Annotated in this window: 24 protein-coding genes, 1 tRNA gene and 1 pseudogene; 7 read left to right on the forward strand and 19 right to left on the reverse strand. The window is 42.0% G+C overall.

Features of this window, described 5'->3' with window-relative positions; all coding sequences use genetic code 11:
• Nucleotides 1–21: 21 nt before the first annotated feature.
• The 4 genes from BMZ72_RS09535 to BMZ72_RS09550 are packed head-to-tail and all read right to left on the reverse strand — an operon-like array spanning nt 22 to nt 6,271.
• The gene (locus BMZ72_RS09535; RefSeq protein WP_089807642.1) at nt 22–1,431 is read right to left on the reverse strand and encodes a TolC family protein; all 1,410 of its coding nucleotides are present in this window, start codon (nt 1,429–1,431) and stop codon (nt 22–24) included.
• A 2-nt stretch (nt 1,432–1,433) separates the two neighbouring features.
• The gene (locus tag BMZ72_RS09540; RefSeq protein WP_089807644.1) at nt 1,434–4,622 is read right to left on the reverse strand and encodes an efflux RND transporter permease subunit; all 3,189 of its coding nucleotides are present in this window, start codon (nt 4,620–4,622) and stop codon (nt 1,434–1,436) included.
• 24 nt (nt 4,623–4,646) lie between these two features.
• On the reverse strand, nt 4,647–5,759 hold the full coding sequence (locus BMZ72_RS09545) for an efflux RND transporter periplasmic adaptor subunit (RefSeq protein ID WP_089807646.1): 1,113 nt from the start codon (nt 5,757–5,759) through the stop codon (nt 4,647–4,649).
• Nucleotides 5,756–6,271 carry a TetR/AcrR family transcriptional regulator gene (locus tag BMZ72_RS09550; RefSeq protein ID WP_089807648.1) on the reverse strand — a complete coding sequence of 172 codons (516 nt, stop codon included), beginning with the start codon at nt 6,269–6,271 and terminating at the stop codon, nt 5,756–5,758. The genes BMZ72_RS09545 and BMZ72_RS09550 overlap by 4 nt, the downstream gene beginning before the upstream one ends.
• A gap of 243 nt (nt 6,272–6,514) precedes the next feature.
• On the opposite strand from BMZ72_RS09550, the gene BMZ72_RS09555 reads away from it, so the two are divergent.
• Nucleotides 6,515–7,120, forward strand: coding sequence for a TetR/AcrR family transcriptional regulator (locus tag BMZ72_RS09555; protein ID WP_177222737.1), 606 nt, complete (start codon nt 6,515–6,517; stop codon nt 7,118–7,120).
• The gene (locus BMZ72_RS09560; protein WP_177222738.1) at nt 7,092–7,703 is read left to right on the forward strand and encodes a TetR/AcrR family transcriptional regulator; all 612 of its coding nucleotides are present in this window, start codon (nt 7,092–7,094) and stop codon (nt 7,701–7,703) included. Before BMZ72_RS09555 ends, BMZ72_RS09560 begins: the two co-directional genes overlap by 29 nt.
• Before the next feature lie 89 nt (nt 7,704–7,792).
• On the opposite strand, the gene BMZ72_RS09565 is transcribed toward BMZ72_RS09560, so the two are convergent.
• From BMZ72_RS09565 to BMZ72_RS09580, 4 genes are all read right to left on the reverse strand, one after another.
• The gene (locus BMZ72_RS09565) at nt 7,793–8,704 is read right to left on the reverse strand and encodes a helix-turn-helix domain-containing protein (protein WP_177222739.1); all 912 of its coding nucleotides are present in this window, start codon (nt 8,702–8,704) and stop codon (nt 7,793–7,795) included.
• A 75-nt stretch (nt 8,705–8,779) separates the two neighbouring features.
• Complete coding sequence (locus tag BMZ72_RS09570) at nt 8,780–9,697, reverse strand: alpha/beta hydrolase (protein WP_089807655.1); 918 nt, start codon at nt 9,695–9,697, stop codon at nt 8,780–8,782.
• Nucleotides 9,698–10,082: 385 nt separating this feature from the next.
• Nucleotides 10,083–10,394, reverse strand: coding sequence for an antibiotic biosynthesis monooxygenase family protein (locus BMZ72_RS09575; protein WP_089807658.1), 312 nt, complete (start codon nt 10,392–10,394; stop codon nt 10,083–10,085).
• A gap of 242 nt (nt 10,395–10,636) precedes the next feature.
• On the reverse strand, nt 10,637–11,854 hold the full coding sequence (locus BMZ72_RS09580) for a PQQ-dependent sugar dehydrogenase (RefSeq protein WP_089807660.1): 1,218 nt from the start codon (nt 11,852–11,854) through the stop codon (nt 10,637–10,639).
• A 406-nt stretch (nt 11,855–12,260) separates the two neighbouring features.
• Here BMZ72_RS09580 and BMZ72_RS09585 point away from each other — a divergent pair, with 406 nt between their 5' ends.
• A complete protein-coding gene (locus tag BMZ72_RS09585; protein WP_089807662.1) occupies nt 12,261–12,752 on the forward strand; it encodes a hypothetical protein in 492 nt (163 codons plus the stop codon).
• A 13-nt stretch (nt 12,753–12,765) separates the two neighbouring features.
• Here BMZ72_RS09585 and BMZ72_RS09590 read toward each other — a convergent pair whose 3' ends face one another.
• Nucleotides 12,766–13,335, reverse strand: coding sequence for a C40 family peptidase (locus BMZ72_RS09590; protein WP_089807664.1), 570 nt, complete (start codon nt 13,333–13,335; stop codon nt 12,766–12,768).
• A 202-nt stretch (nt 13,336–13,537) separates the two neighbouring features.
• On the opposite strand from BMZ72_RS09590, the gene BMZ72_RS09595 reads away from it, so the two are divergent.
• Nucleotides 13,538–14,383, forward strand: coding sequence for a class I SAM-dependent methyltransferase (locus tag BMZ72_RS09595; RefSeq protein ID WP_089807666.1), 846 nt, complete (start codon nt 13,538–13,540; stop codon nt 14,381–14,383).
• 137 nt (nt 14,384–14,520) lie between these two features.
• On the opposite strand, the gene BMZ72_RS09600 is transcribed toward BMZ72_RS09595, so the two are convergent.
• A complete protein-coding gene (locus BMZ72_RS09600; RefSeq protein WP_089807668.1) occupies nt 14,521–14,919 on the reverse strand; it encodes an NUDIX hydrolase in 399 nt (132 codons plus the stop codon).
• Between the two features lie 20 nt (nt 14,920–14,939).
• Nucleotides 14,940–15,293: a winged helix-turn-helix transcriptional regulator gene (locus BMZ72_RS09605; protein WP_089807670.1), complete on the reverse strand. Its 354-nt coding sequence runs from the start codon at nt 15,291–15,293 to the stop codon at nt 14,940–14,942.
• Between the two features lie 85 nt (nt 15,294–15,378).
• Between BMZ72_RS09605 and BMZ72_RS09610 the strand changes: the two genes are divergently transcribed.
• A complete protein-coding gene (locus BMZ72_RS09610) occupies nt 15,379–16,143 on the forward strand; it encodes an NAD(P)H-binding protein (protein WP_255373158.1) in 765 nt (254 codons plus the stop codon).
• A 273-nt stretch (nt 16,144–16,416) separates the two neighbouring features.
• On the opposite strand, the gene BMZ72_RS09615 is transcribed toward BMZ72_RS09610, so the two are convergent.
• Together BMZ72_RS09615 and BMZ72_RS09620 are read right to left on the reverse strand one after the other, a co-directional pair.
• Entirely contained in the window at nt 16,417–17,061 is a 645-nt protein-coding gene (locus BMZ72_RS09615) for a DUF2306 domain-containing protein (protein WP_218155225.1), read from the reverse strand.
• Between the two features lie 162 nt (nt 17,062–17,223).
• Nucleotides 17,224–18,237, reverse strand: a complete 1,014-nt coding sequence (locus BMZ72_RS09620; protein ID WP_089807674.1) for an alpha/beta fold hydrolase — start codon at nt 18,235–18,237, stop codon at nt 17,224–17,226.
• Nucleotides 18,238–18,639: 402 nt separating this feature from the next.
• Between BMZ72_RS09620 and BMZ72_RS09625 the strand changes: the two genes are divergently transcribed.
• Nucleotides 18,640–18,723 (forward strand) — tRNA-Leu (locus tag BMZ72_RS09625).
• A gap of 622 nt (nt 18,724–19,345) precedes the next feature.
• On the opposite strand, the pseudogene BMZ72_RS36950 reads toward BMZ72_RS09625, so the two are convergent.
• The 5 genes and pseudogenes from BMZ72_RS36950 to BMZ72_RS09650 form a co-directional block, all read right to left on the reverse strand.
• Nucleotides 19,346–20,257 (reverse strand): annotated as a pseudogene (locus tag BMZ72_RS36950) (recombinase family protein); the annotation flags it as partial.
• Nucleotides 20,193–20,459, reverse strand: coding sequence for a hypothetical protein (locus BMZ72_RS09635; RefSeq protein ID WP_089807676.1), 267 nt, complete (start codon nt 20,457–20,459; stop codon nt 20,193–20,195). The pseudogene BMZ72_RS36950 and the gene BMZ72_RS09635, both read right to left, overlap by 65 nt.
• A 257-nt stretch (nt 20,460–20,716) precedes the next feature.
• On the reverse strand, nt 20,717–20,974 hold the full coding sequence (locus BMZ72_RS37170; RefSeq protein ID WP_089807678.1) for a helix-turn-helix domain-containing protein: 258 nt from the start codon (nt 20,972–20,974) through the stop codon (nt 20,717–20,719).
• Nucleotides 20,971–21,876 (reverse strand): HEPN domain-containing protein, encoded by a 906-nt coding sequence (locus tag BMZ72_RS09645; RefSeq protein ID WP_089807680.1) that lies wholly within the window; start codon nt 21,874–21,876, stop codon nt 20,971–20,973. Before BMZ72_RS09645 ends, BMZ72_RS37170 begins: the two co-directional genes overlap by 4 nt.
• 9 nt (nt 21,877–21,885) lie before the next feature.
• A complete protein-coding gene (locus BMZ72_RS09650; RefSeq protein ID WP_089807682.1) occupies nt 21,886–22,632 on the reverse strand; it encodes a sensor histidine kinase in 747 nt (248 codons plus the stop codon).
• Nucleotides 22,633–23,146: 514 nt separating this feature from the next.
• Between BMZ72_RS09650 and BMZ72_RS09655 the strand changes: the two genes are divergently transcribed.
• Nucleotides 23,147–23,353, forward strand: a complete 207-nt coding sequence (locus BMZ72_RS09655) for a helix-turn-helix transcriptional regulator (protein ID WP_072363329.1) — start codon at nt 23,147–23,149, stop codon at nt 23,351–23,353.
• A 670-nt stretch (nt 23,354–24,023) separates the two neighbouring features.
• On the opposite strand, the gene BMZ72_RS09665 is transcribed toward BMZ72_RS09655, so the two are convergent.
• Nucleotides 24,024–24,587 carry a hypothetical protein gene (locus BMZ72_RS09665; protein ID WP_089807685.1) on the reverse strand — a complete coding sequence of 188 codons (564 nt, stop codon included), beginning with the start codon at nt 24,585–24,587 and terminating at the stop codon, nt 24,024–24,026.
• Nucleotides 24,588–24,630 lie beyond the last annotated feature (43 nt).

Below are 24,630 nucleotides of genomic sequence, written 5' to 3' on the forward strand. Positions count from 1 at the left end.
ACTCGCCTCACACCCATCCCCTCACTTCCATCCTCCTCCCACAGCCCTATACAAATCCACCCTCGCCCCCAACTCTGCATTCTTCACCCCCGCAAGCTCCAACTCACTCTGCAACACATTACTCTGCGCTGTAATCACCTCCAGATAACTCGCCAGTCCATTTCCAAAAAGCATATGAGAATGCTGTGTAGCCTCGCGCAATACCGTCACACGTTCAGATACCAGCCGCTGTCTTTCCTGAAACTTGACAATCTTCACTAAATCATCCGATACCTCTCCTACAGCGACCAACAATGACTGACGGAAATGAATCACCGACTCATCGCGACGTATTTTCGCTACCTCATAAGTAGTTCTTAATTTACGCTGATTCAAAAGCGGTACAGCTACTCCTCCGGCTACAGCGCCAAACAAGGACGATGGGATATTAAACCAGTTACTGGCCTTAAAGGCGTCAATTCCACCTTGTGCTGTAACGACCAGTGAAGGATACATACTCGCCTTTGCATATCCTACATCAGCATTTCGCTGCTCTACGTCCAGCTCCGCGAGTCTCACATCCGGACGGTTGCTGAGCAATTGTGCAGGTATACCTGCAAGCAGATCATCGGCTAAAGAGACAGACCAGAGTTGCTGTTCCCGTTTAATAATACCCGGATAATTCCCTGTCAGTATATTCAGGGCATTCTCCTGCGTTGAGCGCTGTTGTTCAAAAAGTGGGATCAGGCCGGCTGCTACCAGGCGCTGTGCAGTGGCCTGCTGTACTGCCAGCAGACTAGCCTGCCCGGATTCATATTGTAGTTTAATCATCCCTACCGCGCTATCGCTTAATGCTACATTCTTCTTTGCTATTTCTAACTGATCGTCCAGCATCAAAAGGTTATAATACCCCTTTGCGACATCGCTTACTAATCGTGTCTGTACTGCTTTTTTCGCTTCATGGGTCTTCAGGAATGCTGCCAGTGCAGCTGCCTTCTGACTGCGGATCTTGCCCCAAATGTCTACCTCCCAGGATAGTAACGCCGCCACAGAATAGTCTTCGATATGCGACTGCTGGAGAAACTGCTGAAGGGTAAATCCATTCAGACTATTATCCGAAGGACGGCTGGTGCTCCCTGTCGCCTGTAAACCAACAACCGGCACATTTCCCCATTTAGCCTGTTGCAGGGCCTGTGATGCTGCATCAATATCTTTAATCGCGATCTGCAGATCATTATTATGGTCAATAGCCGCCTTTATCAAAGCATTCAGCTCAGGATCTTTAAAAAAGCTATCCCAGGGTAATTGCGCAATATTGGTGGTATCCGTGGATGCATCCTGGTAACTGACCGGCAAAACGGTATCCTTCACACTTACATCCCGGGAGACCTTACAAGATACCAGGACTGACGCAACGATCAGTCCTGATTGTATAATATGTTTAATGTTCATAGTTAATTCAACTGAATATCTTCGGCCACACCTTTCATATGACGATGACCGGCCACGTGATCAAATGATTTTTTAGTGATGCGCTCATGCAGACCCTGGAAGATGACAAATAACACAGGAATAACCAGTAAGCCCAATAACACTCCTGCCATCATCCCTCCCACAGCACCATAACTGATAGAGTGGTTTCCTTGGGCTGAAGGACCCTCAGCAATACTCATCGGGAAAAGGCCTAAAATGAATGCCAGCGAAGTCATGATAATAGGACGTAATCTGAGCCTGGAGGCCTCCAATGCTGCTTCTATCAATGGCTTACCCGCATGCCTGCGCTGTACGGCAAATTCCACTATCAGAATCGCGTTTTTCGCCAGCAAACCAATCAGCATCACCAGCGCTACCTGTATGTATATATTGTTTTCTATCCCCTTCAGGTTGATCATCGCAAATACGCCCAATACGCCGGTAGGGATGGATAAAATCACCGCCATCGGCAGAATATAACTTTCATATTGCGCAGAGAGCAGGAAGTATACAAATATCAGACAGAGACAGAATACTATCACAGATTGTCCACCTGAACTGATCTCCTCACGGGTCTGTCCGGAGAACTCATGTGTATAGTTTGCCGGCAGTTTTTTTGCCGCCAGGTCTCTGATGGCCTGAATTACTTCTCCCGAACTATGCCCGGGTTTTGGAATCACATTTAACGATATCGAGTTAAACAGATTATAGCGGGAAGCCGTTTCAGAGCCAAATACACGTTTGAAATGCACCAGAGAATTCAGCGGTACCATCTCACCTTTGTTATTCTTTACAAAGGCTGCATTCAATGCATCTAAATTGGATTTATATTCCGCATCCGCCTGCAACACTACTTTATAGTATTTACCAAAGCGATTAAAATCCGAAGCTTGTGTATTACCAAAGAATGCCGACATCGTCTGCAATACATCCCGCACACTCACGCCTAATTGCGTAGCTCTGTCATCGTCAATCTCCAGTTCATACTGAGGATAATCAGCGCGGAAAGTCGTAAAGGCTATTCCTACTGATGGCAGTTTATTCAATTCACCGATAAATTCACCAGCTGTTTCTGAAAACTTACCTAACGATCCACCGGAACGATCCTGTAATACTACATCCAGCGCTTCCACATTGCTAAAGCCCGGAACGGTTGGGAAACTAAAGGCAAAGAATACGCCTCCTTTTACGGTGGATAATGTCTGATTCACCAGTGCGATCAATTCGTTCAGGTCTTTTACTTTACCACGCTCCTCCATTGGTTTCATTGTAAAGAATGCAACGGTAGAAGAAGGACTGGTAGAAGAAGTCAACAGATTATAACCTGGTATTACTACCACAAATCCTGCGGCATCCAGGGCCTTTAACTTAGTTTCTGCCTCTTTCATTACCTCCTCCGTACGTTGCAGAGAAGTACCTGCCGGAGTGGATGCTGCAATCGCAATAAAACCCTGATCTTCCGTCGGAATAAAGCCGGATGGCGTTGTGCGGACTAAATATACACAGCAAAGTATCACAACCAACAAGCCTCCCATCACCATCCATTTCCGCTTCATGAACAGACTCAAGGTGCGGATGTATATGGCATTCAGCTGATTGAATTTCGCATTAAACCCTGCAAAGAATTTCTCTTTAAACGTAGCCTTTCTGCCATTCGGACCAGCCATATGCGGATTCTTTAGGAACAATGCCGCCAGCGCCGGACTCAATGTCAATGCATTCACAGAAGAAATCACAATAGCAATCGCCATCGTAAATGCAAACTGTCTGTAAAATAGACCTGTAGACCCTTCCATAAAACCTACCGGCAGGAATACTGCGGCCATTACCAGGGTGATCGAGATAATAGCACCGGTAATTTCATGCATAGCCTGTAAGGTTGCCTCGGCTGCCGGCAAATGGTCATGTTCCATCTTCGCATGTACTGCCTCCACTACGACGATCGCATCATCCACGACAATCCCGATGGCTAATACTAATGCAAAAAGTGATAACAGGTTAATCGTAAACCCAAAAACATACATAAAGAAGAAGGTACCGATAATTGCTACAGGCACAGCGATAGCTGGTATCAGCGTAGACCGGAAATCCTGCAGGAAAATATACACTACAAAGAATACGAGAATAAACGCCTCGATCAGTGTATGTACCACCTGCTCAATAGATGTATCCAATAAGCGCTTGGTACTATAGAATGTATTGTATTTAATGCCTTTCGGAAAGTTGTGAGAAGCCTTTTCCATCAGCTGATTCACCGCGATCTGGATCTCGTTGGAGTTAGATCCGGCTAATTGCACAACCAGAATACCCACACCCACATGACCATTCATCCGTTGTTTATTGGAGTAGTCGTATGAACCAAATTCTACTCTCGCCACATCCTTCAGACGAAGGATCGAACCATCCGCATTTCCTCTTATCGGGATATTCTCGTATTCTTCGGGTTTATTCAGTTTACCCTTGTATTTAATGATATATTCAAAAGCCTCTTTACTGCGATCACCAAATCTTCCCGGTGCTGCTTCAAGGCTTTTATCCTGTATCGCTGCTGCTACTTCAGCCGGGGTAATGTTATAAACTGCCAACTGTGCCGGCTTCAGCCAGATCCTCATAGAATAATCCTTTCCACCACCAAAGATCTGTGCTGCACCCACACCTGGAATACGTTTAATATCCGGCAGAATATTAATCGACACATAGTTGTTCAGAAACGTTTCATCGTATTTAGAGGTATCCTCGGTATAAACACCGGTCACCATAATCAGACTGTTCTGCTGCTTTGCAGTAACAATCCCCTGTTGTACAACCTCCGCTGGCAGCTGACTGGTAGCCTGGCTTACGCGGTTTTGTACGTTTACTGCCGCCTGATCCGGGTTGGTGCCCAGTTTGAAGAATACAGAAACATTCAACGTACCATCATTACTGGCGGTAGAACTGATATAAGTAATGCCTTCCACACCGTTAATTGCTTCTTCCAGCGGAGGGGCTACTGAACGGAGTATGGTTTCAGCATTTGCGCCCGGATAATGGGCGGTTACTACCACCGTTGGTGGAGCGATATCCGGGAATTGCTGTAATGGCAGTTTAAACAACCCAAGCAATCCGAGAATGACCAGCAGGATTGATATAACCGTTGCCAGTACAGGTTTATTAATAAATTTCTTTAGCATGTTCGTTTAGCATGTTTGTTTTGATTAATTTTTCGCTGATGCGGGAGCAATAACAGCCCCATCCTGCAATGTGAGAATACCGTCTGTTACAATGCGGTCTCCGGCTTTCAGTCCGCCGCCAAGCAGGTAATTCTGGTCACTATGACCAACCACCTTAATCTGTACTTTCTTTACTATATTGCTGTCCCCAAGTGCATAAACGAAAATCTTATCCTGCAATTCAATAGTTGCCGCCTGTGGAACAGATATCATATCCTGATGTTGTAATCCCAGCTGAATCTTTCCGGTATTACCTGCCCTTAAAATGCCGTCTGTATTCGGAAACACCGCTCTTAACGTAATGGCCGCTGTAGTTTTATCAAACTGACCATCTACGATATCCACCTTTCCTTTAACAGGATACGTCGTATTATCACTCAGTAACAGTGTTACCGGTGGCAGCTGTTTCAGCTTTTCATTGAGTGATGATCCGGGATAGGTTTCTTTGAAGACATTAAAATCATTCTCAGAAAGTGAGAAGTATACATGTACATTATGCACGTCGGAAAGATCAGTTAAGGCGATAGGATCACCAGGTCCTACCAGACTTCCTTTCTTACGCAGTAAACGTCCCACGTAGCCGCTTACCGGCGCCTTGATGAGACAATATCCAAGATTGATCTGGGCCGCGGTGATGTTGGCCTTTGCCTGTTCAATATTTGCTTTAGCTACATCGGCAGCTACTTTGGCTGTTTTCAGCTGATAATCGGACAACACTTTGTTCTGTACAAGCGGAGTAAGCTTTTGTACTTCAAGATCAGCGTTAGCATAAGTACCTTCTGCAGCATGCAGACTCGCAGTAGCATTGTTCAATGCAGCACGGAAAGGCTGTTCGTTGATTCTGAAAAGTGGATCTCCTGCTTTTACAAAGGCGCCCTCATCCACAAATACTTCCTCCAGCGTTCCGCTTACCTGTGGACGAATCTCAATGTCGTCTTCTCCCTGAATAGCTGCAGGATATGTCTGATAAGTAGTGATGGTGTCTGCACGCAGTGTCAGTACGGGTAGCGAAGGCGGCGGAGCAATAGTAGCGACGGGCTTTGTACCGCATCCGTATAATATGAATGCAATTAAAAAAAGAGAACCAGGATATTTCATGGCGTTGTTTGTTTTATGGATTGATGAATAGTTTTGAGAATGTGTTGGTTCATCATTTCTGGTAAACCATGACTGATCATATTAATGGAGATAAGACCATGTACTGCCGACCAGCAGGCATAATATGCTTCTTCCGTATACAGATTGCTGAAAAGTCCGTAAACAAGTTCGCTTTCGGTCGCACCCCGGCAGGCCATATTTACACCGAACATCAGCTGATATAACGCCTTTTCGCTGTAAGCGAAATTCCAGTAGGTCAGCCACATCTGCTCCGGATCCTTTACAGCATCGCGAAGCTGCCGTCTCAACTGTACATAGCCCCTTCGTGCCAGTTCCTGAAGAATGCTTTCTTTCCCTTCGGGAAAATGCTCGTAGATCGTTGGAGGAGTGTATCCTATCATATCGGCCAGTTTGCGCATATTTAATGCTTCCCAACCTGCTGTTTTACCCGTTTTTAATGCACTCTGCAGAATATCTTCCTTTATTCGCTGTTCTTTCCCTATCGTGTCCATGATGAAAAATAAAAAAGTCAGAATTGACTTATTTTCACAACAAAGTTAGAGGGGCGACGAGAGTCATTCCAAACTTTAAGGCAATGACAACTTTTTACAACAATCTCTATTTATTTGATTATCAATATTTCAAATGTTTCCTAACAGTGGAAATGTATCTAACAGTGGTTGAAACATGACAATTCGATGGCTAAAAAAAAGACTGATCGTTATATTTTCGTAGTGCAAAACAGTCAAATGTTTATGAAAAAAGGTGAAAGAACGAAACAGCTGATTATTGAAAAAGCATCTGATATTATCAATACCAAAGGGATGGCTGCTACTTCTGTAGAAGATGTACTGGAGGCTGCGAAAATAACCCGGGGCTGTCTGCTCGGACATTTCCCAACAAAGGAAGACCTGAATCAGGCATGTGCCGATTTTATGCTCACCTCTTTCAGGGATATCCGTAACAATCATATGGAAAAGGGGCAAACGGCTCTGGAAAAAATAATGGGGTATTTTGACTTTCATAAACAGCCGTTAAGAACCCCGGTCGAGGGTGGTTGTCCTATTATGAATCTGGCAGTGGAAGCAGACGATACAAATCCATATGTCAACCGCCTCGTCAGAAAGGAGATAGACCATAACATCACCTTGTTTACCAATATTTTTGAAGAAGGGAAAGCAAACGGAGAGTTTAGCGGTGACCTGGATAGTGAAGAATTTGCTACCAAAATGTTTGCAGCAATAGAAGGGGCATACGTCTTCTGCAGGTCGAAGAATTCACAAAAACCAATGAAAATAGTAATAGCAGGCTTAAAAAATGAACTGGCAACATATGCTACAAACAAAACCAAAACCAACTAAGGCTGAACGTACCAGACAGTTTATTATTGAAAGCATGTCCGATGTTTTTAATAAGAAAGGATATTCAAAAACGTCCATTACTGATGTTGAGGATATCACAGGACTCTCCAGAGGAGCTATTTATGGTAACTTTTCCAACAAGGAGGAAATAGCGGTGGCTGTATTTGATCACAATATTGCAAAGATATGTTCAGTTGCAGATCCCATGATCAGAGAAGCCCGCACCTACTATGATAAGATAATGGTCTTTCCTCAGATATATAAAGCTGCCGCGAACGAATTCTCCACAATTGGGAATATACCTATTCTACACACAATCGCAGAGGCAGAAGGCACGAATGTTCTATTGAAAAGTAAAGCACTAAAAGCTATTCTGAAAAAGGAACAGATAATGGCAGAACTACTGCAAACAGGGATACAAACAGGAGAATTCCGGAGAAGGATCCATCCAAAAGAAATTGCGTCGTCTATCCTATCCTCTCTGGAAGGAGGATTAATGGCCGCAAGGGTAACCAATGATCCCGCAAGAATGGGAAGTATTAATTCCTCTGTGGAAGTGTTATTGCGGTCTATTCTTAATTAATATTTACAATAAGCATATTTCCCATCGCTGTCGTAGTTACGCTCTTCTTCATAAGATCAGCTGTAACTACGGCCATAGCTATCCATAGCTTAACTAAACGATTCCCTGAACGCCCTTGGTGACAACTCCGTCTTCGCCTTAAACAACTTACTAAAAGATTGCGGATGCTCAAATCCTAACTCATAAGCGATCTCACTGACAGAAAGCGTGGTAGTCGACAACCGCTCTTTCGCCTTTTCAATCAGCTTTTCATGAATATGCGCCTGCGTACTTTGTCCTGTCAGCGAGCGCAACATATCCGTCAGATAATGTGGAGATAAATTCAATCTACCCGCAAGATATTCAACGGTAGGAAGTGATCTCTTCAAGTCGTCATTCGTTTCAAACCAGGCTTCCAGGAGCTGTTCAAACTTCGTGAGCAGATCACTGTTAGCCGCTTTCCGGGTGATGAATTGACGCTCATAAAAGCGATTGCAATAGTTTAATAACAAATCTATCTGTGAAAGCATAACGGATTGTGTATGCTTGTCTATGTGCCTCCCCTCCTGTTCTATCTTCCTAAAAACATCCACAATATTTTTCTCTTCCTGTGGAGAAAGATGAAGTGATTCATTAACCGCGTAAGAGAAGAAACCGTAATTTTTGATATTAGCCGCCAGCGGATGACGTCTTAGAAAGTCCGGGTGTATCATCAGGACAAACCCTTTTCCAAACTGAGGCCCGGAGACAGTTTCATCAATCATTTCCAGTAATTGTGCCTGCTTCGGAGAAGTAAAACTCATGATCCCTTTATCAAAATCATAGTACTGCTGACCATACTTCATTCTGGCCCTGACCTCTCTTTTCAGGGATATGGTATAAAAATCAACAGAAAAAGGTTTCCAGATATCTTCATTAGCAGACTTTACATCCTGCAGACGCGCTACACTTACCAGCGGATGTGTAGGGTCCGGCAGTGAGAGTAAGCGGTGAAATGCTGATATCGTATGAATGTTATTCATAAACGGGTGATCTGTAAATTTAAACAAAAGGAGTTACCCTTCATCAGGGTAATTCCTTTTGTTACTGACGAACGATTATTCTGCGGATAGTGCTTTCTGTAAAAAGGGAACAAGTTGCCCAACTGCTTCCGTTGTAGCCGCTGGTTGATCATACAAATCATAATGACCTGCTCCTTTTACCGTGTGGATGCGCTTCTCTTTTGAAGCAGCTTTATTATACAACTCAAAACCATCTCTGTAACCGCCGAAAGAACCTACCCTATCTCCTACGATCACCAGTAAAGGTTGCGTTAGCAGATATTCTGCCAGGTGAAAAGCATCGAATGACATGATAGCAGTTATGCTGGTAAAACGAAGTTGATTATTTGCATTGGGATGCTCTCCTCTCGGCGTTCTGTAATAATCTATTGCTTCCAATAGATCCGGATCAGTCATTCCTGCCTGCTTTGCAGCTTCTGCAGATGCTGGTGTCCAGTTTATGCTCAAAGGAACAGCTCCGTTTGCTTCTGCTGTACGTTGCCGGCTGACAGCCTCCAGCGTTTCTATCGTACTGTTCTCCCGATAGGCACGGCCAATATTTGCAGGTGATACTGCTACAACCGCTTTAATACGCCTTTCTGTAAGAGCTGCATTTGCCGCATAGCCACCGCCTGCGCAGACGCCCAGCACACCAATACGTTCCTTATCTACAAAGTCGAGCGTAGTCAGATAGTCTACTGCACAACGGATGTCTTCCACCCGTGTTGCAGGATCTTCCAGGTAACGGGGTATGCCACCGCTTTCTCCCTGAAAGGATGCATCAAATGCTATTGCTATAAATCCGGCTGCTGACAATTCAGCCGCGTAAAGTCCTGCGGTCTGCTCCTTTACACTACTTCCCGGATGAACACAGACAATCGCTGCATACTTTTTTGTTTTATCAAGGTTGTCCGGCAGATGAAGATTTGCCGCAACTTCCCAGTCTCTGTTTAAAAATTTTACTGATTCCTGCATTGCTTATTGATATTACTTTACAAATGCAAATTTCAGGCACTGGTGATTGCTGCACGTTGTCAAATCGTGTTTTGTCGTAGCCATTCCACTGATCGCGAACCTTACAAAGGGTGTTCAATAAAAAAATGGTCCGGCAGGAATACCAGACCATACGCTTAAACCTACAACTGTTACACTATTGTGCAATAGTAAGATGAATACCCCGGACAGTCCCCCGGGTATTACTGCATATCTTATTGGGATTATCTATTCAGGTGTATACATAACAATCATCTGCTGACTATAATACAAATGTGGAATCAAAAAAGGCTTTTGGGAAATTTTTGAGAAAAAGTGAGGTAGTTATGCGAAAAATGCTTTATCCGGATCTTCAGTATGATCCGGCTCAGCGTTGTTCAGCTTCAAATTTTCGAACAATTTCATACATCCCCATATCGAACTTAGCGAACTGTAATGCTTCTTCTAAATAAGGTGAAGCACCTGTATTCTTACGCATGTTCTCATAGTCTTCCCGGCTACGCCATTGCGCATACATCGTCACCTTTGTACCATCGACACTCTTGTGTAAAGTAGATGAAATAAAACCTTCGATAAATTTCACACTTTCGTCTGTAGCTTTCGTCAACAGCGCTATGAGTCGCAACTGATTCTCTGGCGCTACAGTAAAAACATTGATCAACACGATTGTCTGATTCATATCTGTAATATTTATGACAACATTATAAACATCCACAAATTTAAGGCAATCAACCAGACTTAGCTTTGTTCAGCAGTTCAAAATAGTTTGTTTAGAAGTTCAAATGTTTCATCATGATACCTGGCAACCAGTATTTGATTCTTGTATAAAACACACAGCGTGCACATCGCTATCTGGCAGCAACGTACACGCCGTATTTATAGTTATATGCGACTTACAGCCGCCAATAAGTAATTATGGGCTTATTCGGCTTTATCCAGCCTGTATAATCTACCCTGGTCCGTCACCGCATATAGCGCTCCATCCACACCCTGTGTCACGTCACGAAAACGCTGACCTTCTCCACCCAGTAATCTTTCTTCTCCGACAACTTTATTATTTTCAATCACAAGTCGTACGATATGCTGACCACTTAATGCACCAATAAACAGGTTATTCTTCCATTCAGGTACCCTGTCACCACCATAGAAAGTCATACCGCTGGGCGATACTACAGGATCCCAGTAGTAAACAGGTTGCTCAAGCCCTTCTTTTTGCTGAATCCCATCTCCTACTTTCTGACCACTATACTCTATACCATAGGTGATAGTAGGCCAACCGTAGTTCTTTCCTGCCTGTATATGATTTATTTCATCACCACCCCTTGGTCCATGCTCTGCCTGCCACAGATCGCCGGTAACAGGATGGATGGCCAGTCCCTGTGGATTACGATGTCCGATGGTATATAACTCAGGTAAACCACCTTCTCCGAAAGTAGGATTACCAGGCGCCGGCTGACCATCTTTAGTGATATGTACGATCTTACCAAGGGCAGCAGTGGTTGACTGCGCCAGTGGTCTTGTAGCCAGATCAGAACGCTCTCCGGTACTTACGAAGAGATTACCCTGTGCGTCAAACACGATGCGGCTGCCGTAATGCAGTGTTCCATTATATGCAGGGACCGCCCGGTAAATTACGACTGCATTTTCTATTGCTTTATCATTATTCGCCAGACGACCTTTCGCCACTGCTGTAACAGTACCACCGGCTACATTTTCGGAAAATGTCCAGTATACCATGCGGTTTGTACTGAATGCCGGATCAAGCGTCAGCCCCAGCAGGCCCCCCTGACCGTTTGAATTGACAGCAGGCAGACCGGTAATTGGATCGCCAAGGGTACCTGTCTGTGTAACAATACGCAAAACGCCTCTTTTTTCAGTAACGAGGAATCTGCCATCCGGAAGACTTTTTACACTCCAGGGACCCTGCAATGAGGACGTAATGACCGTAGTATCCAGTCTGGTATCTGTACGCACACCGGCGGCCCTTGTTTGCCCCTGAAAAGCCGGTTGATAATCAGTATTAGGATCCTGCGTTTCAACAGGCGGATACTTCGGATCATTTGATCCTTCATTGTCATCAGAACATGCGTGCAAGGCAAGTGTAGCACTGGCAGTAAGAATTAGTAACAGGTTTTTCATCACTTTGATTGTGTTTAAGTAGAAAACGGGTTATTATAGTTCGCGGTTGTACTAGAATACTTTACAATTTTTATGCCTTACTTTCGCTGTTCGACGCCATTATCCTGGTTAACTGCTTCATTTTTACCATGGGTTACGATATATTTTTCGAGGTCGTTTCTGATAGTCTCGCATCCGCCAGATGCCGCTTTGATATTTGTTATCCTACGTTAATCCTACGTTCATGAACGTAAGATTAACGTAGGATAACAAATATCAAACCCTTATCAAAGCACTATTAAAGCAAATATACACCGGTAGACAGGAGATTATCCTGCATGACCGGATATAGTATATGCCTATTTCTGTTATCTTTAAATATGCGCTTTTACGGGCAGATATATCATTGCGAATAACAGCTTTATTTATGGAATTAGATCAGGTAAAAAAACTGCTGACAGATAAACGTTATCAGGACATTTTATCCCGGATAGCGGGAAAGATCAATCATCCTGTGGATGATACGATCGATGTTCCATTGTTATCTGTTGGCTGGGAAAGGATCAGGCATGCTGCACTGCAGGAAGGAGATCTCTATCAGCTGCTCCAGGAATATGACACTTCATTGGTGGATTATTATGTGAAGGGGTATGAATTATTCCTGGAAAACTTGTCCAAAACATTTCCCAACTGGGAACAATTGGAGGAAGATACAACAGATGAGTCAGAAGAGGTTTCTACAGTACCCATATTAGCATTGGCAACTACGATGATCGAATTCTATTACCTGCTGAAAGAGGATCACGCGGGATTGATCAACTTTTTCAAGAAAGAAGATATTGAAGATCCGGAAAACTTCCTGGATCAATGTAAGACAGCATTCGCACACGCTATGCGCGCTAAAGACGACCTCCTTTAATGACAGGTATTATTTATTGACCCGGAAAAACCCTGATCACCTTTACAAATCTGCCCATATAATATGGATTCAATGTTGTTTCAGTGACACCATTCGCCTTGCCGGACGTAGAGTGAATGAATACAACACTATCACCTGACTGTGTGATGATGCCCATATGTCCGACAGTCCTGATCGTGCTATCGGTTCCTGTAAAAAGAATGAGATCACCAGGTTTTACTTCAGCAAGCGAGACTGTTTCACCTTCATTGGTGAAACCTGCTGATGTTCTTGGCACCTCTATTTTGAAGTGATTAAATACATAGGTAATAAATCCGGAACAGTCGAATCCTCTTCGGGGATCGGTGGAACTATATTTATACGGGATCCCTTTCAGGGTTTTGGAAAAGGCTAATACTTCATCCGGGGTCGTCACTCCTGTTTTAATACCGGAGTTATTAACTGTAATCGTAGTATCCGGAAGGCTCATCAGGGAATCATCCGTGTAAACGGGCAACTGTTCCAATTCAGTATTTTTCTCCGGGACTTCTGTACAGGACAGCAATAGGGGAAATAGTAGTTTCAGGATAGTTGATTTATACATACTCAAATATAATATTTCAATTTATATAATAATAATTTTTTAAATATATCATATCCATTGCTGTCGGATCACCGTCCCTACATAGGATATTTCTGTTTGTAACAAACTTTGTACCTTCACGAACATTTCCCTCATTTACAAAGGTTTGTTTACTACCTCTCTGAGACCCCACAAATTTTCAACCCCCAAAACAGAAACTCTCATGAGCGACACAACCTCTTTGCAGACAAACACCACAAATCCCAACAAAGCATTATGGGAAAAAGGAGACTTTACACGCCTTGCAGCAACCATGCGCGAAAGCGGCACCGAACTGATCTCAAAACTCGCCATTACTCCCGGTATGGACGTACTTGATCTTGGCTGTGGCGATGGTACTACCGCGCTTCCGGCAGCCCGTCTTGGGGCCAGGGTATTGGGCGTGGACATTGCCCGAAACCTGGTAGCGGCAGGCAATAAACGTATTCAGGAAGAAGGCCTGTCCAATATCCTTATCCAGGAAGGAGATGCTACTCATCTGGATGGAATTGATGACGCAGGTTTCGACCTCGTTGTAAGCATTTTCGGTGCTATGTTTGCCCCAAAACCTTTTGATGTGGCAAAAGAGATGGTAAGGGTCACACGACCCGGCGGAAGGATCGTAATGGGCAACTGGATACCTGGTGATCCGACACTGGTTGCGCAGATATTAAAGATCAGTGCTGCTTACACCCCTCCTCCACCGGAAGGATTTATCAGTCCCGTTTTATGGGGAATAGAAGATAATGTAAAAGAACGGTTTGGTCAGGCGGGTATTCCAGCAGAAAACATTTCCTGCATCAGGGATACTTATACATTCCAGGCGCCGTTCCCTGCATCCTCATTTGTAGAGCAGTTCAGACAGTTTTATGGTCCGACTATGAATGCATTTGATGCGGCGGAAAAAAATGGCAGGGCAGCTGAACTGCAAAAGGAACTGGAAGAATTATTTGTTCGGGAAAACAGGAGTAAAGATCCGGAAAAGACGTCTATTCCGGCAACATTTTTACTGGTGACAGTCAAGCGCTGATATAGCTGAAGCCTTTATGATGCCGGTATTGCGCAGATATCTGTTTCTCAAACGATGGAATATTATCGGTACAATACCGGCATACTTATTATGTAGTATAACTATTAAGAAGATGATGGGGACTGAAATTACATTGATCAGTCAATCAGCTGCTTTTCTTTTAAAAAATCGAATATCAGTTTATCTACTTCGGAAATCTTGTCTTTATCAATATGCTGTAACCACCTGACCTCCTCTATTTCTGCGGCTGCATTGATCTCTCCTACGCAGTCGGCGGTGTAACATGTCATTTTCACTTCAATGCCCTCCGCATGTCCATGGGCCTGTGCCTGAAAGATACCTACCAGTTGCAATGTGTCAGCATTCAGGTCAATACTCAGTTCCTCTTTTATTTCTCTACATAGTGCCTGTGTATCTGTTTCTCCTGCTTCTCTTTTCCCTCCGGGAATGTAGTATTTATCCTTTCCATAACTTTTAGTAGAGAGGATACAGCCGTCCTTTATTTCAATCCAGGCGAGTTTGTCTATTAGCTTCATTGTATAGATATTGAAAATGATCAGTTCTCCAGAATTGTTTTTCTATGCAGATAACCCCATTCCTTTAACGCATAGATAACAGTATGCAGCGATCTGGTATGTGCAGTCGTGTTATATTCCACTACAGGTGGAAAGGCATCATACATTTTTCTTTCGACCAGCTGATTGGCTTCCAGTTCTTTCAACTCTTTGGATAACATTCGATCGCTGATACCTTCTATATCACGCGCGATTTCTTTAAATCGTCTGGCGCCATTCAGCAGACTAATCAATATCTGCAACTTCCATTTCCCACTTAGTGCATCCAATGCATCGCGCACAGCAAGCAAATCCTTGCTGGTACAAACCTTATCCTGGTGACAATTCTCTTCCATTTAACAGCAGTTATCGTTACTTATCTTTTTGTTAGCGCTTACCAAAAGTTTAGCGTTTACAGGTGACAGGCAAATATAAATAGTTTTGCGTCGTTATCCGGGAAAAGCAGGTCAGATCATACGTGGCTGGAACCCGCAATACTTCATCAGAAATATGATCATCTATCAAAAGAAAAAAATGGAAAACAGGATATTAATATTTGGCGCGACAGGCAGGACGGGATTAATCGCAACAGCATATGCATTATCACAGGGATATAGTGTAACGGTGCTTGTCCGTAATCCGGAAAAAATACCAATCCAATCACCTCAACTACGTATAATCAAAGGTTCTCCTACTAATCTTGCCGATGTACGGATAGCAATGAAAGATTGTAAGTATGTGATCAATTTATTGAGCGCTCTTTCGCAGGAAGAGAGTTTTTCCTTTAAAAAAATGGAGGCACCACGTGTGTTGGAAAAGAGCATTAAAAATGCGCTCCATTGTATGCGGGAATACGGTATAAAACGGATACTGTCTTTGTCATCCATTGGTGTTGGAGATTCTTACAAATATGCCCCCTGGTATATGCGACTAATTATAAAGATCACCAACTTCAGTATTGTATTTGCGGACCATCATGCGCAGGAGCAATTATTAAAAGAGTCCGATGTTGAATGGACGATTGCCAGACCAGTAGCGCTTAATAATGATACGGTTCCGGGCAGGCTGGTTATCAGCTACAATAAAAGACCGAATCCATTCAGAATGAGCCGGAAACAACTGGCATCTTTTTTTGTTGATAATCTAAATACGCATGCGTATATCCATCAATCGCCTATTTTATCCGAATCAGCTGCCGATGTGTAACCGGTTTTAAGATATAATTAACTACTCAAAACATCCGGGTATGCCATATTTATGATAATATTATACTGTATAACTCCACCTATATGTACAGTATACTTATTCTCCTTGCAGGTTTATCCTTACCTACTATAGCCGCCTTTTTTCTTTCTCTTTTTGTATTTAACAAAACGACGAAAGCAGGGTTAAAATATCCACGTACTTATCAGGCGCTCACTTTTATATTTAGTTTTCTGTTTATTGTAGGGACTCTTGTAGTACTTTTTATCTATAACTTCAGTTTACAGCGCTAGTTGTCTTTCGTCTGCAGATCAGCCATTCGGCAAATAGCAGATTAGGAACAAATCCCATCCAGGCGTCGATCATATACAGGGTAAGCGGATCGGGATGAAACAGATACATCAGCACAATTTTCCAGGAACGTAAAGTAATAGCAGAAAAAGTCAGTGCATAACTACGGATCATAAGGCGTTTATGTGCTGCAACATCACCTTTTTTGATCGCTGTCACTGCTCTATAGGTAAAATAAAACCAGAGGCAGTCCAGTATGATAAAGGCAATTTTAGTTGGCAGCAATCCATTCGCATAAACAGCCATGATCAATCCGGCGGGAAAGTTCACCAGCAGGATATCAAAGACGTATATCTTACCCACCATCCTGTGTATGCGGCGATAAGACTTAAGGAGATAATCAGAGAATTGTGTTAGTCCGGCAGCCAATGCAAATATGCTTGAAAACACATGTACATAAAATGCAGCTTTCCACCAAGGCAGGTTGATATATTCCTGTTTGAACCGGAGAAAATGAATATCTGTACGAAAACTGGAATAGTCAATAACCATGCGCAGCATGAGAAAAGTGGCTACACAAAGCACCAGATAGGCAAGGAAAGATTGTAGTATGCGGAAGAGGATTGGCACACCTGAAAATACAAAAATTATCGCTTCATGAGCAGAAATTATCCGGTTATTTGTACACGCCTAATTGATGGATTCGCTGTATAGCATATTCATACAAAAAAGGAATCCGCCTTATCAGCGGATTCCTTTTTTGTATGCTATATCCAACGTATATATGAAACCTTATTTTGTAAAACTGTTCACTTCAATAATTGCATCTGCAAATGCCTGCGGTGCTTCCTGCGGGAGGTTATGTCCGACACCACCGGTAAGTGTGTGGTGTGCATATTTACCTTTAAACTTAGCTGCATATTTTGAAGGATCAGGATGAGGAGCGCCATTTGCATCTCCTTCCAATGTCACCGTAGGTACTGTAATATCAGGTGATGTAGCCAGTTTCTTTTCCAGATCGTCATATTTAGCCTCTCCTTTAGCCAGTCCCAGTCTCCAGCGATAATTATCGATCACGATCTTCACATGGTCCGGATTATCAAATGCAGTTGCTGATTGATTGTACACCGCATCACTGAAATTCCATTTTGGAGAAGCAGTCTGCCAGATCAGTTTATTAAAATCACGTGTATTTGCCTCATACCCTGCACGACCACGTTCTGTCGCAAAGTAAAACTGATACCACCAGGATAATTCCGCTTTAGGAGGCAAAGGGGCCTTATTCGCCGCCTGGCTACCGATCAGATAACCACTTACTGACACCAATCCTTTTACACGTTCAGGCCAGAGCGCCGCCATAATATCAGCAGTACGGGCACCCCAGTCGAAACCACCTACTACGGCCTTCTTTATTTTCAGCGCATCCATAAATTCAATGATATCCACTGCCACCACTGATTGCTGTCCGTTACGTGGAGTAGCTCCTGACAGAAAACGCGTCGTACCATAACCACGCAGATAAGGTATCAATACCCTGAATCCCTTAGCCGCCAGTATATCAGAGACTTCCTTATAGCTGTAGATATCATACGGCCAGCCATGCAGTAATATTACGGGCTCTCCATCAGCAGGACCAGCTTCTGCATAACCAACGTCCAGTACACCAGCTTTGATCTGTTTGATATGATCGAATGAGGAAGTCTGCGTTTGTGCGTTGGCATTATTCAGACCCACGATGTTCAATGCGGCAAAGATCAACGCCAATCCCAGAAAATAACGGCGGAGAAAGTTTATACTGTTGCTCATATTATTGAAATTAGTTTGGTAAGTAAATTTTCGTTCTGTGTTTTTTTGTTTTGTGCTTTCAACAGTTCGAAGGTACGCCGGCACAACACTCACTACCAATCACTTATACCGTAAACCGGACACATTGAATCGTGAAATAGACATGGGGGGATGCGAAAAAGCGGGGGACAATGTTCGTCTCTGGAGCCTGAGCCGAACATTGTTTGTATTACAAGGATGATGTATTAATTGTTGATAAAAGTGATGTATTGAGTGCTTCCCAAAAAATATTTATCCGGGCTATTTCCTTTGTGAGAAAGGGTTTCCGGGCATTAGCGGACGGAATAAGGCGGATGGATAAAAAAATATTTCATAATATTGATAAAAGTTATACATTTGCACTCCCTGACACGGAAATCAGTTGCCCAGATGGCGAAATTGGTAGACGCACTGTGTTCAGGTCGCAGCGCTCGCAAGGGTGTGCTGGTTCGAATCCAGTTCTGGGCACAAAGGCGGAAAGGTCGGAGATATCTCCGACCTTTTCTTGTTTTAAGGCGTCAAGGTCCGCTCTGGACCGCGTTATTAGCTCTAGCAATACATGAGGTTCGGCGGTTCGAAGTTGATTTTCTGAGAAAATCAGTTTTTCAGGGAATATCGAACCAATGATTTGTTTTTTACCAATTGGGGAAGCTGTCATATAGCGGGTGGCTATGTTTTTTATGATTTCTCCTCCATAAGATAAATATTCCAGATAGTTATCCTTAGTTGATAGCAACTTCGTTTTCCTCCTTTCAAGCTCTTCTATCTTCTTTAGTTGATCTGTCTTTATGTCCTTAAATTCATCAGCCGTAAACTCATCATCTAATCTCATAGACCGCGCATTTTGTATTCTTTGATAGTACTTATCGATATCGGTCTGTATGCTTTTTAATTCTTGCTCTTGTTTCTTATTGTCAGTCTGTAAGGAGTTCCGAATGATTTGACAGTAGTAGTCAATGATGGGAGCATTCACGGCAATCTTGCTGAGTTGCATTACAAAGATCTCGTTGGCTGTTTCAGCCCGAAACCGCTCCTTGCACAGTTTGACTGACTGGCAGTGGTAATAATAGTATACACCTCCATTACCACGGGAACCACTTCCACTTAATGGTTTTCCACAACGCTGGCAGGTCAGAAATCCCCTAAGAGGTAGGTGAATATCGATTTCCGTAAAGGCATTAACCCTCACCCGACGTTTTTTGCCCATTAATACATCCTGAACGTCATCGAATAGTCGTTCCGATACAATAGGTTGATGGATTCCTTTTACACAGTGCGCTGCTTCGTTCTTGTATGCGGCTATAAATACCTTGCCACAATACACAGGGTTACGTACCAGGCTCCAAAATTGGCTACGCCCAATCTTTATTCCCTTCTGGTTCACCATACGTCTAAGCGTGTCAATATCCCAGATTCCCCTAGATAACTCCTCAAATGCCCATTTAACAATATCTGCCTTTTCATTGGGAATAAGGAGAGGCTTATTATGCGAATCACGACCATTCTTATAGCCCAATGGAGCAATGCCTAAATACCGGCCCTCCTTCTTAGCCTTTCGCATACCATGTAAAGTATTCAACGCCCTTCTGTCGTTTTCCACCTCTGGTGTAGTCAGGTAAATAGCCAGCATAATTTTACTCTCCGGAATTTCCATATCCAAAGGCTGCTCTATAGACTGTGGTTCTACAGCATATTTCCTTAACCTGCCGATCATTTCATAAGCAGCAGCTACATTCCTGGAAAACCTATCCCATTTAGAGAATAAGATCAAATCCACAATCCCTTTGTTCTTGCTGACTACATTTAACATCTTCTTGAATTCTGGTCTGTCAAATGTTTTAGCGGAATGATCTTCCCTGTAAACGCCGATAACCTGAATGTTTTCTTTTTCACAGTAACGCATTAGTACATCTTCCTGATGAGAAAGACTGTAGCCATCAGCCTGTTCGTCTGTGCTTACCCTCGGATATAGGAATGCTTTTCGTTGAGTGATCATCATCATATGGTTTAATGTGAATAACTGGTGTATCGTTTCTTAAAGATTCTTCATAAATGGTAAGGTCAATGGCAGCTAATCGATATATGAAATCAACAATCAGAGTAACTTCCTCATCTGTATAAGCATATATATCTGCCTGTAGCAATTGTCTTGCGTCATCTAATGTTGGCTTAATGGGTAAATGGTGTTGGGCTTCCTGTTTCATGCTGATGATATATAAAACAAAAGTAGACCAACGTAAAATGCCACTTTCCCATTTAGGTTGTTTTATGAAGAATTATGCTGAATTATGTTGAATTTTGTCGAATTATGTCAATTTATGTCACTACACTCAGTAACAAAAAATAGAACATACTAAACGCATGTTCTATTGATTACGAATTGATTTCTTATTAAAAACAATTCAAAAATTTCTACTTCAATTTGAAGCCACAGGAAAAATGGTTAATATAATATTGAAGGCTAGTCACATTCTACGATATCCACCATTTGCACGTTATAGTATTTACAAAGATCACTGAACCTATTCAGGCCAAAGTTCTCATATTGACCTTTTTCTAATTTACTGATAATACTACGAGACATCTTTGTTGCCTTTGCAACAGCCCTTATACTTTTTCCATTGCTCTTGCGTAAATCACATAATTTTTTTCCTATACAAATTAGGTACTTCTGCGCCCTTTCGTTGAGTTCAGTATTTTTGAAATTACGTCGGCTCATTTTTTATCATATTTTAATGGAAAACTAATTGGCTGATTACTTTCCAGGCTAAGTCGCTTCTTATCATAAATCTCCGAAGCAATACTTAAAAAATCAGCCACCCTTACCCTCAATATACTTGCTACTTCTACAGACACAACGTATTTATCATTATACCTGGACTCTGAATATGCTCTATTCAAAATATTAAAGAGATCCGTTTCCTCCTTTGTCTGACGAGGAAATACCATTGTAAGAGCTTGTGAGAAATTGCCAATCAGCCCCAACAACCTGGATATATTATGCGTAGTAGGTCGAAATCCCATTATAACCCTCAGTACAGCAGCACAAGCATGCTCTACTGACTGATGCAGGTCAAAAACAGCCTGTTCATACCACCCATTAGTAAAACAAAAGTCCGCTGTAGTTAAAAATCGCTGAGACATCCCAAAATATCTATTCCAGCTATCATTAATCAAATCTTTCAGATCAGAAATATCACGTTCATTTGCTGCCACCGGCATTACAGATCCATCGATATTAAATAATATTGTACCCTGATTATATACCGCTGATATAAACCTGCTGTTATTCTCGAAAGCATTATTAGCAGTTTCCAAATCCTGGGAAATTATTGCAACATTAGCCCCCAATGATGTCGCATATTGCTCTGTCAGATCAGATATTTCATGGTTTGATCGCTTCTCATTGCTATTAGTCAAGATCAAAAGATAGAAAGTGGGAATAGGTTTATCACCAAACATATTTGGCTCCCCAAAGCAACTCCAATGATTTATGGTATTTATACGATACCCGTAGCAAATAATCTTTGCCGGACTAATAGCATTCACGATATTTTGAACTAACTGCCCTAGTAAATTCATGTGGAGCTTTGGCAGATTTTTGAAAGTAATTGTGTCCATGTTGGTTAATTAATGTTTAGTTGTTATGCTGGATTGTGAATCGATCATGAAAAAAAATGAAGTTCCTCTCTTATCATTCTTACCAAGTAAAAGATCGCCCCCTAGTAGAGCTGCATATAACTTGCTGACATAAAGACCAAGACTTGTACCTGAAAAGCCGACTTCAAGAGATTGAAATGGTTGAAATAAAAGGTGAATTTTTTCTGCAGGAATACCCTTTCCATGATCAGTAATTTGAAATAAAAGTCGGCCATCGCTCAGGGAACTGACGCTAATAGAAATACATGTACCGGAAGGAGCAAACTTAAATGCGTTATCGATTAGATTTTTTATTATCTGGCCTAATTTTATCTCATCTGTTGTGATATAATCCGGAACTGTTGTACGGAAATAAGCTTTAATTTTTACAGAACTCAAGGTTGATACAAGGTCATACTGGCGAATCTGTAATTTTAACCATTGGCGAATATTGATTCGAGCTGGAGCCATTTTAATTGCCACATTATCGTTATAAAACCTGCTTGTAGCCATCATGTTATTTAAAACATGCAGAACATTCATACTCATAGCGTTAACATGAGAAAGATAAAAACGTTTGTCTTCCTTACTATCATTCTCGCTCAAAAGCATTTTGCTAACTGTACAAATACCGGAAATCTGAGATCTCATTTCATGAGCAAGCATTCCTATAAAAAGATGTGTTGAGGGGATATCATTTGAAGGAACGGCTTTAGATACTGTGCTAATTCCTAACATAAAAAATATTTAGAGGGTAAAAGGCATAGAAAATCTAATCCCATAGCGGGATATCATATTAAAAAGATAACTGGAAATTTTTGGGAAGTTTTTGGGAGGAACGGGCAAAATAAAAGGTGCAGGCAATTCTTACCGGCGCTGAAGGGCTACGACACCCGTGACTCCAAATAAGAACGCCCACACCCATAGTGTGAGCGATTTACCTTATCACCTGGAGTCCTTGAAAGGTCGTAGTTTTCAGCACCAGACATAAAGCAAACACGCTTATAGTATTTTTGTGTTCGCGAAATTACAATTTTCTTTAACAAGTATTGTTCAATATCATTATTTTCATGCGAATACAATTGAGATTTAAATAAACATAAAATGGTTTTATTGCTATTTACATAACAATAATAATCATTTTTATTTTATTAAATGTTATTTATTTGATAAAATACGACTATTTAATAACTATAAAGTAACTTTAATGACTAATTTTCAATTAGTTAAATTTGCTTATAGCCATATAGGAATGAAAAAAACAGAATACAATAGGATAAAAATAGTGCTAGTCGAAAAGAAAAAGACTAATAAGGAGTTGGCAGCTTTTTTGAAAAATAAACCTGAGACGGTTTCACGGTGGTGTACGAATGATAGTCAACCCAATATTGCCACGTTGTTTAAGATTGCGAAATTCTTGGGCGTTAAAGCGTCAACCTTATTGGTAGATCAAGATTAGTTGGGTTGCTGTGATTGAGAGGAGTTTAATAGTAAATTAAATTCGCATAAATAGAAAATAAGAACAACCCGATAAGTTGTTTAGAATTGGCAAAAAATCTTATTTTGGGGCTGTAAAGCACCTACGATTAAATATCCACGAATACCTCAAATATCAATAGGATTTGCACGAGGAACCTTTTGATTCCTCAACCATAACCAAACTTGAAATCTTTCAACAATATGCAGAAGCTTGGCTCCCGACGTTTATTGTTCAAAAGGACGTCTCCGAAATACATATTTTTGATTTCTTTTCTGGCCCTGGCTATGATAGGAAAGGTTCATATCTTATATTATATAAGCTCATGTACAGAAACAAAAAAATCATTTGTTTCCACAGATCTTCTGGCCTTACGTTTAATTGCATCAATCAGTGAAATCCTTCCTTCTAAAATATAATAAAGATCGGTCCCATTAAATCCAATGATACTCGTTCGTTTACCCCGCGCAAATGCTTCCAGCCCCTCGTTGGTGAAGCCGATGTAACTAATGAACACCCCCCTCGCCCATGTTGATTTACCTTCAATTTTACCATTAAAAACCAAAAGTTCATCCTGGCTGCTGGCTTTGGCTTGCCATTTCGCCTCTAAAAGATATGTTTGGGAATCCAGCTCGAAGCTGCCATCGATCTGTTAACCAGTAATCCTAAAAGCAGACCTGGGAGCCAAATTGTGAGCCTGAAATAACGTGTTAAGGAATTTTTCAAACGCATATCCTCTCGCCTGCGGTTCTAATTTTGCGAGAGCCATATAATCAGCCAAAAGCTGAGAATTGTCTACTACCGCCTGAGGCGATGGGTTCGACGGTTTTACACTGGTGCTTGGAAGACTTTCTAAAAAAGCTTTATCCCAAAGTTCGGGTATTTTAAAACCTATTTCGGCAATTTTGCTGTTAACTTCTTTGATTTCCTCTCTGTTGATCGGGTTTCCCTTATTGAGCCGGTATGGGATCGCTTTTTTGACAATTTCGATCATTAAATTGCAAAATTGTCCCCGGGAGTGCTCCAGCGTGTTTTGAAGAAGATTGGCTACTGCTGGTCTTTTACTACCATTGTTCCAATATTTTCCCAAACCAAGTTTATGGGCGCATCCGGGGAAAGACACTGACTGATCTGCATAAGGATGAGGCTTTCCGGGCAGAAACTCGTAAAGCAAATTTGCGAGCTCACCTGCAAGCTGTACTTCTTTAATACTCATGTAGCAAAATTCGGTTAAACAATTTAATTAATAGATACTGCAT

It is taken from the genome of Chitinophaga sp. YR627 (assembly GCF_900114995.1).
GTDB lineage: Bacteria > Bacteroidota > Bacteroidia > Chitinophagales > Chitinophagaceae > Chitinophaga.

Bases quoted from the DNA above. Each gene is read 5' to 3' on its own strand.
- BMZ72_RS09545 (WP_089807646.1), bottom strand. From the start codon at position 5,759: ATGAAATATCCTGGTTCTCTTTTTTTAATTGCATTCATATTATACGGA.
- BMZ72_RS09550 (WP_089807648.1), bottom strand. From the start codon at position 6,271: ATGGACACGATAGGGAAAGAACAGCGAATAAAGGAAGATATTCTGCAG.
- BMZ72_RS09560 (WP_177222738.1), top strand. From the start codon at position 7,092: ATGCTACAAACAAAACCAAAACCAACTAAGGCTGAACGTACCAGACAG.
- BMZ72_RS09555 (WP_177222737.1), top strand. From the start codon at position 6,515: ATGAAAAAAGGTGAAAGAACGAAACAGCTGATTATTGAAAAAGCATCT.
- BMZ72_RS09645 (WP_089807680.1), bottom strand. From the start codon at position 21,876: ATGGACACAATTACTTTCAAAAATCTGCCAAAGCTCCACATGAATTTA.
- BMZ72_RS09650 (WP_089807682.1), bottom strand. From the start codon at position 22,632: ATGTTAGGAATTAGCACAGTATCTAAAGCCGTTCCTTCAAATGATATC.
- BMZ72_RS37170 (WP_089807678.1), bottom strand. From the start codon at position 20,974: ATGAGCCGACGTAATTTCAAAAATACTGAACTCAACGAAAGGGCGCAG.
- BMZ72_RS09655 (WP_072363329.1), top strand. From the start codon at position 23,147: ATGAAAAAAACAGAATACAATAGGATAAAAATAGTGCTAGTCGAAAAG.
- BMZ72_RS09620 (WP_089807674.1), bottom strand. From the start codon at position 18,237: ATGAGCAACAGTATAAACTTTCTCCGCCGTTATTTTCTGGGATTGGCG.
- BMZ72_RS09605 (WP_089807670.1), bottom strand. From the start codon at position 15,293: ATGGAAGAGAATTGTCACCAGGATAAGGTTTGTACCAGCAAGGATTTG.
- BMZ72_RS09595 (WP_089807666.1), top strand. From the start codon at position 13,538: ATGAGCGACACAACCTCTTTGCAGACAAACACCACAAATCCCAACAAA.
- BMZ72_RS09580 (WP_089807660.1), bottom strand. From the start codon at position 11,854: ATGAAAAACCTGTTACTAATTCTTACTGCCAGTGCTACACTTGCCTTG.
- BMZ72_RS09665 (WP_089807685.1), bottom strand. From the start codon at position 24,587: ATGAGTATTAAAGAAGTACAGCTTGCAGGTGAGCTCGCAAATTTGCTT.
- BMZ72_RS09600 (WP_089807668.1), bottom strand. From the start codon at position 14,919: ATGAAGCTAATAGACAAACTCGCCTGGATTGAAATAAAGGACGGCTGT.
- BMZ72_RS09540 (WP_089807644.1), bottom strand. From the start codon at position 4,622: ATGCTAAAGAAATTTATTAATAAACCTGTACTGGCAACGGTTATATCA.
- BMZ72_RS09570 (WP_089807655.1), bottom strand. From the start codon at position 9,697: ATGCAGGAATCAGTAAAATTTTTAAACAGAGACTGGGAAGTTGCGGCA.
- BMZ72_RS09635 (WP_089807676.1), bottom strand. From the start codon at position 20,459: ATGAAACAGGAAGCCCAACACCATTTACCCATTAAGCCAACATTAGAT.
- BMZ72_RS09590 (WP_089807664.1), bottom strand. From the start codon at position 13,335: ATGTATAAATCAACTATCCTGAAACTACTATTTCCCCTATTGCTGTCC.
- BMZ72_RS09565 (WP_177222739.1), bottom strand. From the start codon at position 8,704: ATGAATAACATTCATACGATATCAGCATTTCACCGCTTACTCTCACTG.
- BMZ72_RS09535 (WP_089807642.1), bottom strand. From the start codon at position 1,431: ATGAACATTAAACATATTATACAATCAGGACTGATCGTTGCGTCAGTC.
- BMZ72_RS09575 (WP_089807658.1), bottom strand. From the start codon at position 10,394: ATGAATCAGACAATCGTGTTGATCAATGTTTTTACTGTAGCGCCAGAG.
- BMZ72_RS09585 (WP_089807662.1), top strand. From the start codon at position 12,261: ATGGAATTAGATCAGGTAAAAAAACTGCTGACAGATAAACGTTATCAG.